The sequence below is a fragment of the Ensifer sp. SL37 genome (genome assembly GCF_026672675.1).
In the GTDB taxonomy this organism is placed as follows: domain Bacteria; phylum Pseudomonadota; class Alphaproteobacteria; order Rhizobiales; family Rhizobiaceae; genus Ensifer; species Ensifer adhaerens.
This window is the reverse complement of the sequence record NZ_JAPPRN010000006.1, coordinates 722,406-738,339: the sequence shown is the minus strand read 5'-3', so window position 1 is coordinate 738,339 and position 15,934 is coordinate 722,406. Positions and strand designations below refer to the sequence as shown.

Below are 15,934 nucleotides of genomic sequence, written 5' to 3'. Positions count from 1 at the left end.
GGCAACGTCGGGATACCGCGCCAGGTTCCTGTCGCGGCAATACCCAATTCGGGCTAGCGCTTGGGCGCGGGGCGGATCCGGTTCGAATGGACATAGGGCTCATCCGCCGGTAAAATTTCGCCAAGAGGATTCCCAGTAAGGCGTCGCAATCCATGGCCAAAGAATCCATCACACGGCGGCTTGCCGCCATCCTGGCTGCTGATGTCGTTGGCTATAGCCGGCTGATGGAGCGAGACGAGAAAACCACCTATACGCAGCTCATGGCGCGCTGGAGCGAAGTGCTGGAACCGCTCGTCGAAACCCACCAGGGCCGGGTGTTCAAGCGAACGGGCGACGGCGTGCTGGTCGAGTTTTCCAGCGCGGTCAATGCGGTCGAATGTGCGGCTGCCTTGCAGCGGGCGATGATCTCCGCCAATGCGGACGTGCCCCACGATCAGCAAATCGTGCTGCGCGTCGGCATCAACATGGGCGACATCATGGTCGCCGACAGCGACCTCTACGGCGACGGCGTCAATGTCGCAGCCCGGATCGAGGCGCTTGCGAGGCCCGGCGGCGTGGCGATTTCGGACGGGGTGCACGAATATGTGCACGGCCGCATCGATCTCATTTTCGTCGACAGCGGCCATCACGAGGTCAAGAACATCGAGCGGCCGGTGCATATCTGGAGCTGGTCGCCGGACGAGTATGCCGACGCGCCCATCAAGGTCGCCGCCGAGGTGCCACCGCAGCTTCCGAGCCGGCCGTCGATCGCCGTGCTGCCGTTCGACAATATGTCCGGCGATCCGGAGCAGGGCTATTTCGCCGACGGCATTACCGAGGACATCATCACCGATCTCTCGAAGGTCTCCGGTCTCTTCGTGATCGCCCGCAATTCCTCCTTCGCCTATAAGGGCAAGTCGGCGGATATCCGCCAGGTGAGCCGCGACCTCGGCGTTCGCTATGTGCTGGAAGGCAGCGTGCGCCGCGCCGCCAACCGCATTCGCATCAACGCTCAGATGATCGACGGCACCACCGGGGGCCATCTCTGGGCCGAGCGCTACGATCGCGGCATCGAGGATATTTTCGAGGTTCAGGACGAGGTGACGCGCACCATCGTGACGGCGCTCAAGGTGAAGCTGACGGCCGGCGAAACGGAGCGGCGCGAGGGGCGCGGCAAGGTCGATCCGGAGGCCTACGATCTGCTCGTGCGGTCGCGTCAGGCGATCCTGCGGTTCGACGCGGTATCGTCTGCGGAGGCGCGCAGCATGCTCGAACGTGCGATCGCCATCGACCCGGCGCTTGCCGCGGCCTATGCGTCGCTCGCGATCATTGCCATGACCGACTACATCAACCGATGGAACGGTGGCACCGTCGACAATATCGAGCGCGCTCTCAAGCTTGCACAGAAGGCCGTCGAGACCGACGAGCATGAACCCCACGGCCACCACGCGCTGGCGATTGCGCTCTGCTGGAAGCGCCGCTTCGACGAGGCTGAGCGGGCCGCCCAACGCACGATCGAGCTCGACCCGAACTCCGCCGGCGGCCACACGCAGCTCGGCACGATCAGAGATTTCCTGGGCCAGTTCGAGGAGGCCTTGCCCTTCTATACCCGCGCCCACCGGCTCGATCCGCAGTTCGACCTGGCGCTGCATTTCCTCGGCCGGACCCTGCTCAATCTCGGCCGTTTCGACGAAGCCGAGATTGCCTTCAAGCGGCGCCTGGCCTTGGCACCGCGTTCGGACATGACGCGCTTCTATCTCGCCTGTCTTTATGGCCGCACCGGACGCCATGAGGAGGCGCGGCGCTACTGGCACGAGGTCTTCGAGGTCAATCCGGACTTTTCCATCGACCACTTCAAGCGGGCGATGCCTTACCAGGATCCGGCCGTCATTCCGCGGCTGATCGACGGACTGCGGGAGGCCGGGATTTCGCTATAGGTGCGGCGCCGACGTCAGGCGCTTGAGCGCTTCATGTGAAGATCTGGTGCTCCGCGGTCACCAGTTCCTGCAGGAAGGCGACGACGGTGCGAACGCGCACGAGATCGCGCGCGCTTTCGTGATAGGTGGTCCAGTAGGCGCGGCGGATGGTCGTTTCCGGCAGGATGCGTTTCAACTCCGGCGCATGGCGGGCAATGTAATTGTGCAGAATGCCGATGCCGGCGCTGGAACGCACTGCCTCCGTCTGGCCCGTCGCGCTCGATATCTCGAACGAGGCATCCCAGCTGCGCATGATTTCGGCGGAGAAGTTCAGCGACGGCGTGAAGATCAGGTCCTCGACGTAACCGATGCGGCGGTGCTCCCGGAGATCGTCGATCGTCTGCGGCGTGCCGTGCTTTTCGAGATAGTCCGCCGAGGCGTAGAGGCCGAGCGTATAGTCGGTGAGTTTCGAGGAAACGAGGCGCCCCTGTTCCGGACGTTCGATGGTGATCGCGATATCGGCCTCGCGCTGCGACAGCGAGAAAGACCGAGGGACCGGCACGAGCTGCAGTTTCAATTCCGGGTAGCGCGCCGTCAGCCGGCCGAGCCGGGGCGCGAGGAAAGAAACACCGAAACCGTCGGGTGCACCGATGCGCACCGTGCCGGCGATCGCCGTGTCGATCCGGCCGATCTGCGATTGCGCCGCCAGCATTTCCGTTTCCATGCGCTCGGCTGCCGCAAGGAAGATTTCGCCCTCGGCGGTCAGTTCGCAACCGTTCGGCCGACGAACGAGCAACCGTGTCTTCATCGCCTCTTCCAGCGCAGTCACCCGACGGCTGAGGGTGGCATGATTGACGCCGAGCCGCTTGGATGCGGCCAGGATCTGTCCGGTCCGCGCGACGGCTAGAAACATTCTGACATCGTCCCAATTCATAGTGCGACAATCCTATACAAAACCGTTGGACTTCAATTTTTGCACAACGGTTGCTGAATATCGGAAATTGATTTGTTGAAATCGTAGTGCGATCATGCCGCCACAATCAAGATCTGGAGGAACCATTCATGTACGAACTCGGTCATTTCATCGATGGCAAGCGCGTCGCCGGCAAGAGCGGCCGCGTCAGCAACATCTTCAACCCGGCAACCGGCGAAGTGCAGGGCACCGTGGCGCTGGCAAGCGACGCGGAACTTTCGGCAGCCGTCGAAAGCGCGAAGGCAGCACAGCCGAAGTGGGCGGCCACCAACCCGCAGCGCCGCGCCCGCGTCTTCATGAAGTTCGTCGAACTTCTGAACGCCAACATGAACGAGCTCGCCGAGATCCTGTCGCGCGAGCATGGCAAGACGATCGAAGACGCCAAGGGTGACCTCATCCGTGGCCTCGAAGTCTGCGAATTCGTCATCGGCATTCCGCATCTGCAGAAGAGCGAGTTCACCGAAGGTGCCGGTCCCGGCATCGACATGTACTCGATCCGCCAGGCCGTCGGCATCGGCGCCGGCATCACCCCGTTCAACTTCCCGGCCATGATCCCGATGTGGATGTTCGCCCCGGCCATCGCCTGCGGCAACGCTTTCATCCTGAAGCCGTCCGAGCGTGATCCGTCCGTTCCGATCCGCCTTGCCGAACTGATGATCGAAGCCGGCCTGCCGGCAGGCATCCTCAACGTCGTCAACGGCGACAAGGGGGCTGTCGACGCGATCCTGACGCATCCGGATATCGCAGCCGTTTCCTTCGTCGGCTCGACCCCGATCGCCCGCTACGTCTATGGCACCGCGGCGATGAACGGCAAGCGCGCCCAGTGCTTCGGTGGCGCCAAGAACCACATGATCATCATGCCCGACGCCGATCTCGACCAGGCCGCGAACGCCCTGATGGGCGCCGGCTACGGCTCGGCCGGCGAGCGCTGCATGGCGATCTCGGTTGCCGTCCCGGTCGGTGAAGAGACCGCCAACCGCCTGATCAGCAAGCTGACCCCGATGGTCGAAAGCTTGCGCATCGGCCCCTACACCGACGAGAAGGCCGATATGGGCCCTGTCGTCACCAAGGAAGCCGAACAGCGCATCCGCAGCCTGATCGACAGCGGTGTCGAGCAAGGCGCCAAGCTCGTCGTCGACGGCCGCGATTTCAAGCTGCAGGGCTATGAGCAGGGCCACTTCATCGGCGGCTGCCTGTTCGACAACGTCACGCCGGACATGGACATCTACAAGACGGAAATCTTCGGACCGGTTCTCTCGGTCGTCCGCGCCAAGACCTACGAGGAAGCCCTCGACCTGCCGATGAAGCACGAGTATGGCAACGGCGTCGCAATCTACACCCGCGACGGTGATGCGGCCCGCGACTTCGCCTCGCGCATCAACATCGGCATGGTCGGCGTCAACGTTCCGATCCCGGTTCCGCTCGCCTACCACTCCTTCGGCGGCTGGAAGTCCTCGTCCTTCGGCGATCTCAACCAGCACGGCCCGGACTCGATCAAGTTCTGGACCCGCACCAAGACCATCACCGAGCGCTGGCCTTCGGGCATCAAGGACGGTGCCGAGTTCGTCATGCCGACGATGAAGTAACAACGGGATAAAGATCCTCCCGCCTCGGGGCCTCCTTCGGGAGGCCCTTTTTTGTTGCATTCGGCGATACGGCACAACTAACTTGCGAACCGTGGGCATGGGTCGTGAATTCACCGCTGCCCCAACGGCAGTCTGGCGGGCGGGGGCGCACCAGACGATTTGTGTTTGATCATGTGCTCCGGAGCGCTTTGCGGCGCGTCCGATGCACAAAGGATGGACGGAGGGGCCCATCATGGTCGTGGCTGAAGCGACGTCGTTTCAAGCAGCGCCGACACGCGACGTGTCGATCGATTTTCACCGTTTCTCTTTCATGGGGAGCGGCAAGGAATATTTCGGCATCTGGATCGTCAACGTGTTTTTGACGATCGTCACGCTTGGCATTTACTCCGCCTGGGCAAAAGTCCGGCGCAACCGATACTTCTACGGAAACACGGTTCTGCTCGGCCGTACCTTCGAGTACCATGCCAAGGGCAAGCAGATCCTGATCGGGCGAGTGATCGTTTTCGGCTATCTGATCCTCTACAATCTTCTGCTGACATTCGTTCCGATCGTCGGCATCGCGTTATTGTTGCTTTCGCTCTTCTTCGTTCCCTGGCTGGCCGCACGCGGGTTGCGCTTCAGCGCACGGGTGACGAGCTACCGCAACGTCCGCTTCGACTTCGTCGGCACGATGGGCGGTGCCTTCAAGGCGTTCATTCTGGGCGGGTTCCTTTCCATTATCACCTTGGGCCTACTGACGCCGCTCGCAAGCCGATGGGTTGGGCGCTACGTCGGATCGAACCTGCGCTTTGGCGGCAGGGCCTTTGAGACCAACCCGCCGTTCGGCCCGCTCTATCGCGGCATGTTCCTGGGTGTGGGGCTTGCGCTGGTTCTTGGCGTTGTTGTCTTCGCGATCTTGATGGGAACGCTTCGCGCATCGCCAAGTTTGCTCCAATCGCTGAACGATCCGAGGTGGGGATGGGTAGGCTTGGGCGCAGGATATGTGGCGTCCATGTCTTTCTACGCAGTCATCGCGTTGTTCTACAGTGCAGCCGTGCGCAACGCCGTTTGGGGGGCGACGGTTTTTGACGGAAAACATCGGTTCCTCAGCGGTCTTTCTCGGGGCCGCTACACGTGGATCGCCATATCGAACTTCGTCGTCACCATCCTGACGCTGGGCCTGCTGCGACCTTGGGCGGCCGTCCGCATGGCCCGTTACAAATGGACCCTGACGGGCGTAACCGTCTTTGGCGCCGTCGGAACGCTAATGAGCGAAATCGAAGCGGAAGCGTCGGCGGTTGGAGCGGAATTCATGGATTTCGAAGGGTTCGATTTTGGCTTCTAGCAGCATCGAGATCGCACGTGGCGAGTGGCATCCGGCGGGTTCCAGCCGGTCGGTGCCCTCGCGGTTGTTGGAAGAGGGGGGCAGCCTTAGGGCCGTAGACGATGCGAGCACCGAACTTGCCCGTGGCACCTTGGCAAGTGTCGATATTTCCGACCGCGTCGGGGCGATACCGCGCCGCGTCGAATTTGCAGACGGTTCGTTGTTCGAAACGCCGGACAACGAGGCAGTCGATCGTTTTCTGAAGCTGAATGGCAGGGTCAACCACATCCACGAATGGGAGCGTTTTCGTCCACGTCTCATCGCCGTCGTCGCAGCCACCGTGCTGTGCGGCGTTGCCATCTATCGCTATGCGGTTCCTGCGCTCGTCGAGGTCGCCGTCCTCGTGACCCCGCCGATCGTGCCGGAGATGATGTCGAAGGGCACGATGGAGACGATGGATCAGACACTGTTCGACAAGACGCAGCTGGCGATTGAGCGGCAGGAAAGGATCCGCGACGGCTTCAAGGCAATCGCCGCCCGATCAGGCCGCGGCGAGGCCGGTTACACGCTCAATTTCCGCAAGGGCGGTGTGGTCGGACCAAATGCGTTTGCGCTTCCGGATGGCACGCTGGTCGTCACCGACGAGCTCATCGAACTTGCCGGGGACGATACCGAAATGATCGTTGGCGTGCTGGCGCACGAGATCGGCCATGTCGAGCTCGAACATAGTCTGCGGCAGATCTACCGTGCTGCCGGCGTTGCCGGCCTCATCATGATGATCGGCGGCGATATCGGTTCGGGCGTGGACGACGTCCTGGTGCAGGGCGCTGGTCTCTTGTCGCTTTCCTATTCGCGCGGCGCGGAAACTGCTGCCGACCGACACTCGGTCGAGCTGATGCAGAAGGCAGGGCGAGATCCGACGGCGGCCGCGCGCTTCTTCGACCTGCTTGAAAAGAAGCTAGACGATCACGGCGACACCAGCATTCTCTCAACGCATCCAGGGACGCCGGAGCGGCGCAAGGCGATCCTCGACTACGCCGCGGAGTTGCGCGCCAAGGCGCAATGAGCCTCCTTGAATTTCGCTTGTTGAAACGAAAACAGCGGGCCGGTGGCCCGCTGTTCGCATTCAAGCAATTGCCTTGTTGATCAGTCCTGCGGACCGTCGTTGTAGCCGACCTTGTCGACCAGTTCCGAAGCCTTCTTGCGGTTTGCGGCGATGTCGGCGAGCGGCAGTTCGTCCGGCTTGATCGTGCCGAAGGACTTCACGACGTCAGACGGCTCGGCGCCCGGCAGAACCGGATATTCGAATACCTGCTCGGCGTAGATCTTCTGGGCTTCGCCTTCCGACAGGAATTCCATCAGCTTCAGCGCGTTGTCCTTGTTCGGGGAATTCTTGGCGAGTGCCATGCCCGAAATGTTGACGTGCGTGCCGCGGTCCTTGGCGTTCGGGAAGAGTACCTTGATCGCCGCTGCCCAATCCTTCTGTTCCGGCTCCTTCTCGTTGGTCATCATCAGACCGACATAGTAGGTGTTGCCGAGTGCCAGGTCGCATTCGCCGGCCAGGATCGCCTTGGCCTGGTCGCGGTCGCCGCCGTCAGGCTTCTTGGCGAGGTTGTTCTTGAGGCCGGTCAGCCACTTCTCGGTCTCGGCTTCGCCATGGTGGGCGATCATCGAAGCGAAGAGGCCGATGTTATAGGAGTGCTGGCCGTCGCGGGTGCAGATCTTGCCTTTCCACTTGGGGTCGGCAAGCTCTTCATAGGTGATGTCGTCCTGGGCGATGCGCTCCTTGGATGCGTAGACGACGCGGCCGCGGGTGGTGAGGCCGAACCAGTTGCCCTCAGGATCGCGGAAATGCGCCGGGATATCCTTGTTGATCGTCTCGTTGACGACAGGCTGGGTTACGCCTGCATCCTTGGCTTCGGTCAGGCGGCTGATGTCGACGGTCAGGATCACGTCGGCCGGCGAGTTGGCGCCTTCGGCCTGGATGCGCTCGACGAGGCCCTTGTCGAGGAAGAGCACATTGGTGGTGATGCCGGTTTCCTTGGTGAAGGCGTCGAGCAGCGGCTTGATCAGGTCGGGCTGCCGGTACGAGTAGATATTGACTTCACCATCGGCCCAGGCGGCGCTCGTTGCCAGCAGGGTTGCCGTCAGGGACAGAACGCCCATCGCTGCTCTTGAAACGGACATCGCTTCCTCCATTTTCTTGTTTGAGCTAAGTTAACAAAATTCCTCATCTTTCTGACCGGAGCGCTGAAAACAGTCAATCAGGAAACCGTAAACGCTCAACAAGAAGTGACTTTTCTGGCTTTTTGGAATTGTTCCAAACTACGATCCGTCCTATATGATGAGTTCGTGAACCTCTCGATGCCGGAGTGAATGATGCGTCTGACGAAGCAAACGAACTACGCGGTTCGCATGTTGATGTACTGCGCCGCCAACGGGGAAAAGCTCAGCCGCATTCCCGAAATCGCCAGGGCTTATGGTGTTTCCGAGTTGTTTCTCTTCAAGATCTTGCAGCCGTTGACCAAGGCTGGCCTCGTTGAAACGGTGCGTGGCCGTAACGGCGGCGTGCGCCTGCCGAAGCCCGCTTCGGCGATCACGCTGTTCGACGTCGTCAAGGTGACGGAAGACAGTTTCGCGATGGCCGAATGCTTCGAGGCGGGCGAGATCGAATGCCCGCTCGTCGACAGTTGCGGCCTGAACTCGGCGCTCCGCAAGGCGCTGAACGCCTTCTTCGAAGTGCTGCAGGGCTACACGATTGACGACCTGGTCAAGGCGCGCCCGCAGATCAACTTCCTGCTCGGCCTGGAAGAAACCAAGCGTCCGCAGACCTCGGCGGCCTGATATCTCCGAGCAACGCCCGCGCAAATGGTGCGGCATGACCTGGCGGCTGAAGTGCCGCCGGGTGTTACTCTTGCGGTAGATATTCCCGCAATATGAAGTCGATCGCAGTGGGGTCGATTTCAGCCTTGTCGATGCGGAAATCGGCGCCGTAATCCTCCAGATTCTGAAAATAGGCATCGGCGAGCGATGCTGAGATTACCCCGATCGGGCCGATATAGCCCTGATGCCGGAGGGCCGGGACCGTCTCGCGGAAATCGAGCTGCGGCCGCAGACGGTTGTCGAGCAGGATCATCGATACGGGTTTGCCCGAGCGCAGGAATGCAAGCGCATCGTCGATCGTCTGGCAGTAGTGCAGCTCGATGTCGATGCTGCTCACCTTGCGGATGAGCGCGCGCAGGATCAGGTTTTCTGCCGGGTCGTCGTCAACGAGCAGGATGTGTGCTTTTCGCGTCATGACCGAATACCCTTGCTGATGGCGGGCGTCCCGTTCGTTGGGCGTGGCGGTGCGAAACGCGGCCACGCATCGGCTGCTACTGGATGATCTGCTCTCGGATTGCCTTCGCCACCATCTGGGTGCGATTGACGACGTCGAGTTTCTTCAGGATCGTTGCGGTGTGTGAGTTCACCGTGTGCTCCGACACCGAAACGATGAGCGCAATCTCGCTTGCCGTCTTGCCATGCGAGATCCACTTGAGGATTTCGGTTTCGCGCGGCGTCAGTCCCATCCCGGCCTTGTTGGCAAGCGCGATGCGATAGAAATAGTCGAAGGCGGCGATCGCGTCATAGGCGAGCGCCACATGCTCGGCCCGGCCGATATCCTCTCCGTCTCCGAGAAAGAGCACGGCGTAGCGCGCGCCGGTGGAGGCTGCGTGCACCGGCGCGCTGACGAGCAGTTCGAAACCGAGCTGCACCAGCAGGTTCTGGCTGGCGTCGCAGCCGGGGTCGTCCGCCCGCCAAACCGACGAGATCGCCGAGCGGTGCAGCGTCTTGTAGAACACGGAGTCGCCAAAGCGATGGCGCTTGTCGTATTCCTCCGCGAGCCCGGATGGCAGGTCGTGCAATACTAGGCGGGTGGACAGCATGCAGGCGTCGTTCTCGTTGCCGAGCTGCAGAATGCCGAAATGGCTGAAGCCGTAGCGCAATGCCATGGTATGAAAAATGCGGAAGAAATCGACGCGGTTGAGCGCCTTCTCTAGCTCGTCGCGAAGGTCGTATCGCCTGTGATTTTCCAGCAAAGCCGCCACGGACTGGCTATCCCCTTATCGTCGTGCGGCAGTTTATCCCGCGAGCCGCAGCGATCAATCGGCAAAGTGCGTTGCCGGTATTGCCGACAGGCAGGGTCATGCGCGTCCCTCGGCAAGCCCACCGAGCGACTGAAAGCTGTAAAAGGTGGCTGCCGGTCCCTCCCAAGGACGTCTGGGCACGTCGAACATCTCCCCCGAGTTTTGTATACATTTTATTGCACAATCCCGGTCGGGATTTCTACCATAGTATCTTGGGATTGACGAAAACCTGTCGAGGCCGAATCGCGTGTTCGTGCGGCCAATGATCACGGCATTCTCCGTAGGGGTATTCACTCCGGAACCAAGGTGGCTTCCCCGGTGTGGCATCGCGCCGCCCAAGGGGCTGGCGGGGGAGGTTGCAGACCCTGTGGAAGCGGCCGGAACGTCGTGGATTTTAGGTGCCGCGGTGTACTGTTTTGTCAGGCGATTCTAAAACAGTGGACGAATATCCCGGCTCTACCTGCGGACGAATTTTTCGCATAGACAAATTTCTGCGGCGACTTATTGCAATGCGACGCCAAATGTCGTTCCATCCGGCCTTGACCGGGGGCAACGGCATTCCGCGTCAGGAAAACACGAGAACAAAAACAAATCTGGGAAGCAAAGCTCATGAAAAAGCTCACTACTCTGTTTGCAGCGACGGCGCTTGCCACGCTGATGGCCGGCTCCGCCTGGTCGAAGACGTTCGTTTATTGCTCGGAAGGTTCGCCAGAGGGTTTTGACCCGGGCCTGTACACCGCCGGCACGACCTTCGACGCGGCTGCGCACACGGTTTACAACCGCCTGCTCGAGTTCAAGAAGGGCACGACCGAAGTTGAGCCGGGCCTCGCCGAAAGCTGGACGATCTCCGACGACGGCCTGGTCTACACCTTCAAGCTGCGTCCGGGCGTCAAGTTCCAGACCACCGAATTCTTCACGCCGTCGCGTGATTTCACTGCCGACGACGTGGTGTTCTCCTACGAGCGCCAGCTGAAGGCTGACAATCCGTGGAACAAGTACATTGCTGGCGCTTCGTGGGAATACGCAGCCGGCATGGGCTTCCCGGAAGTCATCAAGTCGGTTGAGAAGGTCGACGACCTGACCGTCAAGTTCACCCTGACGCGCAAGGAAGCGCCGTTCCTCGCCAACATCGCGATGCCGTTTGCCTCGATCCTGTCGAAGGAATATGCCGACAAGCTGCAGGCTGACGGCAAGATGGAGCAGATGAACCAGATGCCGCTCGGCACCGGTCCGTTCGCTTTTGTCGCCTACCAGCAGGATGCCGTCATCCGCTACAAGGCAAACCCGGACTATTGGGGTGGCAAGCAGAAGATCGACGACCTCGTCTTCGCGATCACGTCTGACGCTTCGGTTCGCTTCCAGAAGCTCCAGGCTGGCGAATGCCACCTGATGCCGTTCCCGAATGCTGCCGACGTTTCGAAGATGAAGGCAGACCCGAACCTGAAGGTCATGGAACAGGCCGGCCTCAACGTCTCCTACCTCGCCTACAACACGACCCAGGCTCCGTTTGACAAGCCGGAAGTCCGCAAGGCGCTGAACAAGGCGATCAACAAGCAGGCGATCGTCGATGCCGTCTTCCAGGGTGCTGCCCAGCCGGCCGTCAACCCGATCCCGCCGACGATGTGGTCGTACAACGACAAGATCGAAGACGACACCTACGAGCCCGAAGTCGCCAAGAAGATGCTTGAAGACGCAGGCGTCAAGGACCTGTCGATGAAGCTCTGGGCAATGCCGGTTTCGCGTCCGTACATGCTGAACGCCCGTCGCGCAGCTGAACTGATGCAGTCGGACTTCGCCAAGATCGGCGTCAAGGTCGAGATCGTCTCCTACGAATGGGCCGAATACCTCGACAAGTCCAAGGCCAAGGATCGTGACGGTGCCGTCATCCTGGGCTGGACCGGCGACAACGGCGACCCGGACAACTTCCTCGACACGCTTCTCGGCTGCAACGCTGTCGGCGGCAACAACCGTGCACAGTGGTGCAACCAGGAATTCGATGCTCTCGTGAAGAAGGCGAAGGAAACCTCTGACCCCGCAGAGCGCACCAAGCTCTACGAAGAGGCGCAGGTCGTCTTCAAGCGCGAAGCGCCGTGGGCGACGATCGACCACTCGCTCTCGGTCGTGCCGATGCGCAAGAACGTCGAGGGCTTCGTTCAGAGCCCACTTGGTGATTTTGCCTTCGACGGCGTGGACATCACCGAGTAATTTAGTTAACTGATCCTTAAGGGGGCGTTTGCCAAGGGCAAGCGCCCCTCTTTGCATCCACTATAGCGACCCTGAGTTCCGGCTGGAGAGCAAAAGGTCGCTGTGGCATTTCGACTTGCTGTATGCTTGGCCGTTAAGTGGGAAAGCATGCGGTGGTGCCAGCGGCGGGATACAATGCCGCGGCAACATGGCGCGGGGTTTAACATGTTCCGATTTCTCTTGGGGCGATTGGCTGTCCTGATACCGACCTTCGTCGGCGTCTCCATCATCGCCTTCTCCTTCATCCGCCTGCTTCCGGGCGATCCGGTTGCGCTGCTTTCGGGCGAGCGCGTCATGTCGCCGGAGCGACATGCGGAAATTTCACACGCACTCGGCTTCGACCGGCCGATCGTGGTGCAATACCTCGATTATCTCTGGGGCGTGCTCCAGGGTGATTTCGGCACCTCGATCGTTACCAAGAAGCCGGTCATCGATCAGTTCTTCGAACTGTTCCCGGCAACCGTCGAGCTTTCGCTCTGTGCGATCCTGTTTGCGGTCATTCTCGGCATTCCGGCTGGCGTGATTGCTGCGATCAAGCGCGGCTCGGCCGTCGACCAGGCGATGATGGGGACGGCACTCGTCGGCTTCTCCATGCCGATCTTCTGGTGGGGCCTGCTGCTCATCATGCTCGTTTCCGGCATGCTGCAGTGGACGCCGGTCTCCGGCCGCATCTCGCTGATGTACTTCTTCCCGCCGGTAACCGGATTCATGCTGATCGACTCGCTCCTGTCCGGTCAGGCCGGCGCGTTCAAGTCGGCCGTCAGCCACCTGATCCTGCCGACGATCGTGCTTGGAACCATTCCGCTTGCGGTCATCGCTCGCCAGACGCGCTCGGCGATGCTTGAAGTTCTCTCCGAAGACTACGTGCGAACGGCACGGGCCAAGGGCCTTTCGACCTTCCGGGTCGTCGGCGTCCATGCGCTGCGCAATGCGATGATCCCGGTGGTCACCACCATCGGCCTGCAGGTGGGCGTCATGCTCGCCGGTGCGATCCTGACCGAAACGATCTTCTCCTGGCCGGGCATCGGCAAGTGGATGGTGGATTCGGTGTCGCGTCGCGACTACGCCGTCATCCAGGGCGGCCTGCTCGTCATCGCCGCAGTGATCATGCTGGTCAACCTCATCGTCGACCTGCTCTACGGTCTCATCAATCCGCGCATCCGGCACTAAGGAGGGCGTCATGTCTCAAGCTGCTGCAACAAGCACCGTTTCGACCGATCCGTCCCGCCGGGCGCGATTGGCCGAGTTCTGGTATTACTTCTCCGAGAACCGCGGCGCCGTGATCGGTCTCGTGTTCTTCGTGTTCCTCGTTCTGCTCGCGGTCTTCGCACCGTGGGTCGCACCGCACGATCCGGTGGCACAGTACCGCGATGCGGTGTTGGTACCGCCGGTATGGCAGGAGGGCGGCCGCGCCGGCTTCCTGCTCGGCACCGACGCCGTCGGCCGCGACATGCTGTCCCGGCTGATCTACGGCACGCGCTTCTCGCTGTTCGTCGGTGTCATCGTCACGACCCTGTCGCTCGTCGGCGGTATCGCGCTTGGCGTCATCGCCGGCTACTTCCGTGGTTGGGTCGATACCGTCATCATGCGCGTGATGGACATCATCCTGGCCTTCCCGTCGCTGCTGCTCGCCCTCGTGCTGGTCGCCGTCCTCGGCCCGGGCCTCGTCAACGCCATGATCGCCATCGCGCTCGTCTTCCAGCCGCACTTCGTGCGCCTGACGCGTGCCGCCGTCATGAGCGAAAAGACCCGTGACTATGTCGTTGCCGCCAAGGTGGCCGGCGCCGGTCATGGCCGTCTGATGTTCAAGACGATCCTGCCGAACTGCATGGCGCCGCTGATCGTCCAGGCGACGCTCTCCTTCTCGAGCGCGATCCTTGACGCTGCGGCCCTCGGCTTCCTCGGCATGGGCGCACAGCCTCCGACACCGGAATGGGGCACGATGCTCGCCGAAGCCCGCGAGTTCATCAGCAGCCACTGGTGGGTGGTGACCCTTCCGGGTATCGCGATCCTGATCACGGTGCTGGCGATCAACCTTATGGGTGACGGCCTGCGCGATGCGCTCGATCCCAAGCTGAAGAGGTCCTGATCATGGCGCTTCTCGAAATCGAAAACCTGGTCGTCGAATTCCAGACGGCCTCCGGTCCCTTCCGCGCCGTTAACGGCGTGTCGATGAAGGTCCATGAAGGCGAAGTGCTTGCGATCGTTGGCGAGTCCGGCTCGGGCAAGTCCGTGTCGATGCTGGCCGCCATGGGGCTTCTGCCCTGGACGGCGAAAGTGACCGCCGACAAGCTCACTTTCAACGGCCGCGACCTGCTCGGAATGTCGGCAAACGAACGGCGCAAGATCGTCGGCAAGGATATTGCCATGATCTTCCAGGAGCCGATCGCCAGCCTCAACCCGTGCTTCACCGTCGGCTTCCAGATCGAGGAAGTGCTGCGCATCCACATGGGCCTCGACAAGGCCGGTCGCCGCAAGCGCGCGATCGAACTGTTCGAGGCGGTCGGCATTCCCGATCCGGCCGAGCGGCTCGGCCACTATCCGCACCAGATGTCGGGCGGCCAGTGCCAGCGCGTGATGATCGCGATCGCGATCGCCTGCAACCCGAAGCTCCTGATCGCCGACGAGCCGACCACCGCGCTCGACGTGACGATCCAGAAGCAGATCCTGGACCTCCTGATGAGGCTGCAGGCCGAGCACAAGATGGGCCTGATCATGATCACGCACAACATGGGCGTGGTCGCCGAGACTGCCGACCGGGTGGTCGTGCAGTACAAGGGCCGCAAGATGGAAGAGGCCGACGTGCTGACGCTCTTCGAAAACCCGAAGAGCAACTACACGCGCGCACTTCTGGCGGCGCTGCCTGACAACGCGACCGGCGATCGTCTGCCGACGATTTCCGAACTCTTCGTCGACGAAGGAGCGGTCCAATGAGCGTGATCCTCGAAGCGCGCAATCTGGTGCGCGACTACCATATCCCCGGCGGTCTCATCAAAAAGGCAAAGACGGTTCATGCGCTGAAAGGCGTGAGCTTTTCCGTCGAACAGGGCAAGACGCTGGCGATCGTTGGCGAAAGCGGCTGCGGCAAGTCCACGCTGGGCCGCATCCTCACCCTGATCGACCCGGCGACCTCCGGCGAGCTGCTGATCGAGGGCAAGAAGATCGATATCTCCAAAGGCGACATGACGCCGGAGATGCGCCGCAAGGTGCAGATCGTCTTCCAGAACCCCTATGGCTCGCTCAACCCGCGCCAGAAGATCGGCGACATCCTGATGGAACCGCTGGTCATCAACACCGACACGCCGGCCGACGAACGTCGCGACCGGGCGATGACGATGCTGAAGAAGGTCGGCCTCACCGAGCTGCACTTCAACCGCTATCCGCACATGTTTTCGGGCGGCCAGCGCCAGCGTATCGCCATTGCGCGCGCGTTGATGCTGAACCCGAAGCTGCTGGTGCTCGACGAGCCGGTGTCGGCGCTCGACCTGTCGGTCCAGGCACAGGTGCTGAACCTGCTCGCCGACCTTCAGGACGAACTGAAGCTCACCTACGTCTTCATCAGCCACGACCTCTCTGTCGTGCGCTATATCGCTGACGATGTCATGGTGATGTATTTCGGCGAAGCGGTCGAATACGGCAGCCGCGACGAGGTCTTTGCCGACCCGAAGCACAGCTACACCAAGACGCTGTTTGCAGCGACGCCGCGTGCGGATGTCGAGAGCATCAAGGCGCGCCTTGCCAAGAAGAAGCAGGCGGCCTGACCCGCCGCTGCTGATTTTTGCTGAAGAAACAAGAGAAGCCGGGCA

The 15,934-nt window shown here is 61.4% G+C and carries 14 protein-coding genes; 10 read left to right on the top strand and 4 right to left on the bottom strand.

The genetic code is table 11. The annotated features are described in order from the left end of the window. Window positions 1-152: 152 nt before the first annotated feature. Window positions 153-1,916, top strand: a complete 1,764-nt coding sequence (locus tag OVA00_RS15775) for an adenylate/guanylate cyclase domain-containing protein (RefSeq protein ID WP_060601941.1) — start codon at window positions 153-155, stop codon at window positions 1,914-1,916. Between the two features lie 31 nt (window positions 1,917-1,947). Here the strand turns inward: OVA00_RS15775 and OVA00_RS15770 are convergent, their stop codons facing one another. Then, on the bottom strand, window positions 1,948-2,829 hold the full coding sequence (locus tag OVA00_RS15770; RefSeq protein WP_268089299.1) for a LysR family transcriptional regulator: 882 nt from the start codon (window positions 2,827-2,829) through the stop codon (window positions 1,948-1,950). A gap of 128 nt (window positions 2,830-2,957) precedes the next feature. On the opposite strand from OVA00_RS15770, the gene OVA00_RS15765 reads away from it, so the two are divergent. From OVA00_RS15765 to OVA00_RS15755, 3 genes are all read left to right on the top strand, one after another. Further along, window positions 2,958-4,454, top strand: a complete 1,497-nt coding sequence (locus OVA00_RS15765) for a CoA-acylating methylmalonate-semialdehyde dehydrogenase (RefSeq protein WP_034800841.1) — start codon at window positions 2,958-2,960, stop codon at window positions 4,452-4,454. A 232-nt stretch (window positions 4,455-4,686) separates the two neighbouring features. Next, window positions 4,687-5,778: a YjgN family protein gene (locus OVA00_RS15760; protein WP_051659565.1), complete on the top strand. Its 1,092-nt coding sequence runs from the start codon at window positions 4,687-4,689 to the stop codon at window positions 5,776-5,778. Next, window positions 5,768-6,823, top strand: a complete 1,056-nt coding sequence (locus OVA00_RS15755; protein WP_034800842.1) for a M48 family metallopeptidase — start codon at window positions 5,768-5,770, stop codon at window positions 6,821-6,823. Before OVA00_RS15760 ends, OVA00_RS15755 begins: the two co-directional genes overlap by 11 nt. Window positions 6,824-6,903: 80 nt before the next feature. Here OVA00_RS15755 and OVA00_RS15750 read toward each other — a convergent pair whose 3' ends face one another. Next, a complete protein-coding gene (locus OVA00_RS15750; protein WP_442780568.1) occupies window positions 6,904-7,923 on the bottom strand; it encodes a Fe(3+) ABC transporter substrate-binding protein in 1,020 nt (339 codons plus the stop codon). A 213-nt stretch (window positions 7,924-8,136) separates the two neighbouring features. On the opposite strand from OVA00_RS15750, the gene rirA reads away from it, so the two are divergent. Further along, complete coding sequence (gene rirA / locus OVA00_RS15745; protein WP_034801384.1) at window positions 8,137-8,601, top strand: iron-responsive transcriptional regulator RirA; 465 nt, start codon at window positions 8,137-8,139, stop codon at window positions 8,599-8,601. Between the two features lie 64 nt (window positions 8,602-8,665). On the opposite strand, the gene OVA00_RS15740 is transcribed toward rirA, so the two are convergent. Next, on the bottom strand, window positions 8,666-9,055 hold the full coding sequence (locus OVA00_RS15740; RefSeq protein ID WP_034801387.1) for a response regulator: 390 nt from the start codon (window positions 9,053-9,055) through the stop codon (window positions 8,666-8,668). A 76-nt stretch (window positions 9,056-9,131) separates the two neighbouring features. Beyond that, entirely contained in the window at window positions 9,132-9,845 is a 714-nt protein-coding gene (locus tag OVA00_RS15735; protein WP_060516477.1) for a helix-turn-helix transcriptional regulator, read from the bottom strand. A gap of 648 nt (window positions 9,846-10,493) precedes the next feature. On the opposite strand from OVA00_RS15735, the gene OVA00_RS15730 reads away from it, so the two are divergent. From OVA00_RS15730 to OVA00_RS15710, 5 genes are all read left to right on the top strand, one after another. Continuing rightward, on the top strand, window positions 10,494-12,089 hold the full coding sequence (locus tag OVA00_RS15730) for an ABC transporter substrate-binding protein (RefSeq protein WP_034800843.1): 1,596 nt from the start codon (window positions 10,494-10,496) through the stop codon (window positions 12,087-12,089). A gap of 204 nt (window positions 12,090-12,293) precedes the next feature. Beyond that, on the top strand, window positions 12,294-13,298 hold the full coding sequence (locus tag OVA00_RS15725) for an ABC transporter permease subunit (RefSeq protein ID WP_034800844.1): 1,005 nt from the start codon (window positions 12,294-12,296) through the stop codon (window positions 13,296-13,298). Between the two features lie 10 nt (window positions 13,299-13,308). Beyond that, entirely contained in the window at window positions 13,309-14,217 is a 909-nt protein-coding gene (locus tag OVA00_RS15720) for an ABC transporter permease subunit (protein ID WP_034800846.1), read from the top strand. A gap of 2 nt (window positions 14,218-14,219) precedes the next feature. Beyond that, window positions 14,220-15,062: an ABC transporter ATP-binding protein gene (locus OVA00_RS15715; RefSeq protein ID WP_268089297.1), complete on the top strand. Its 843-nt coding sequence runs from the start codon at window positions 14,220-14,222 to the stop codon at window positions 15,060-15,062. Then, window positions 15,059-15,889 (top strand): ABC transporter ATP-binding protein, encoded by an 831-nt coding sequence (locus tag OVA00_RS15710; protein ID WP_034800847.1) that lies wholly within the window; start codon window positions 15,059-15,061, stop codon window positions 15,887-15,889. The genes OVA00_RS15715 and OVA00_RS15710 overlap by 4 nt, the downstream gene beginning before the upstream one ends. The last annotated feature ends 45 nt before the right edge of the window (window positions 15,890-15,934 follow it).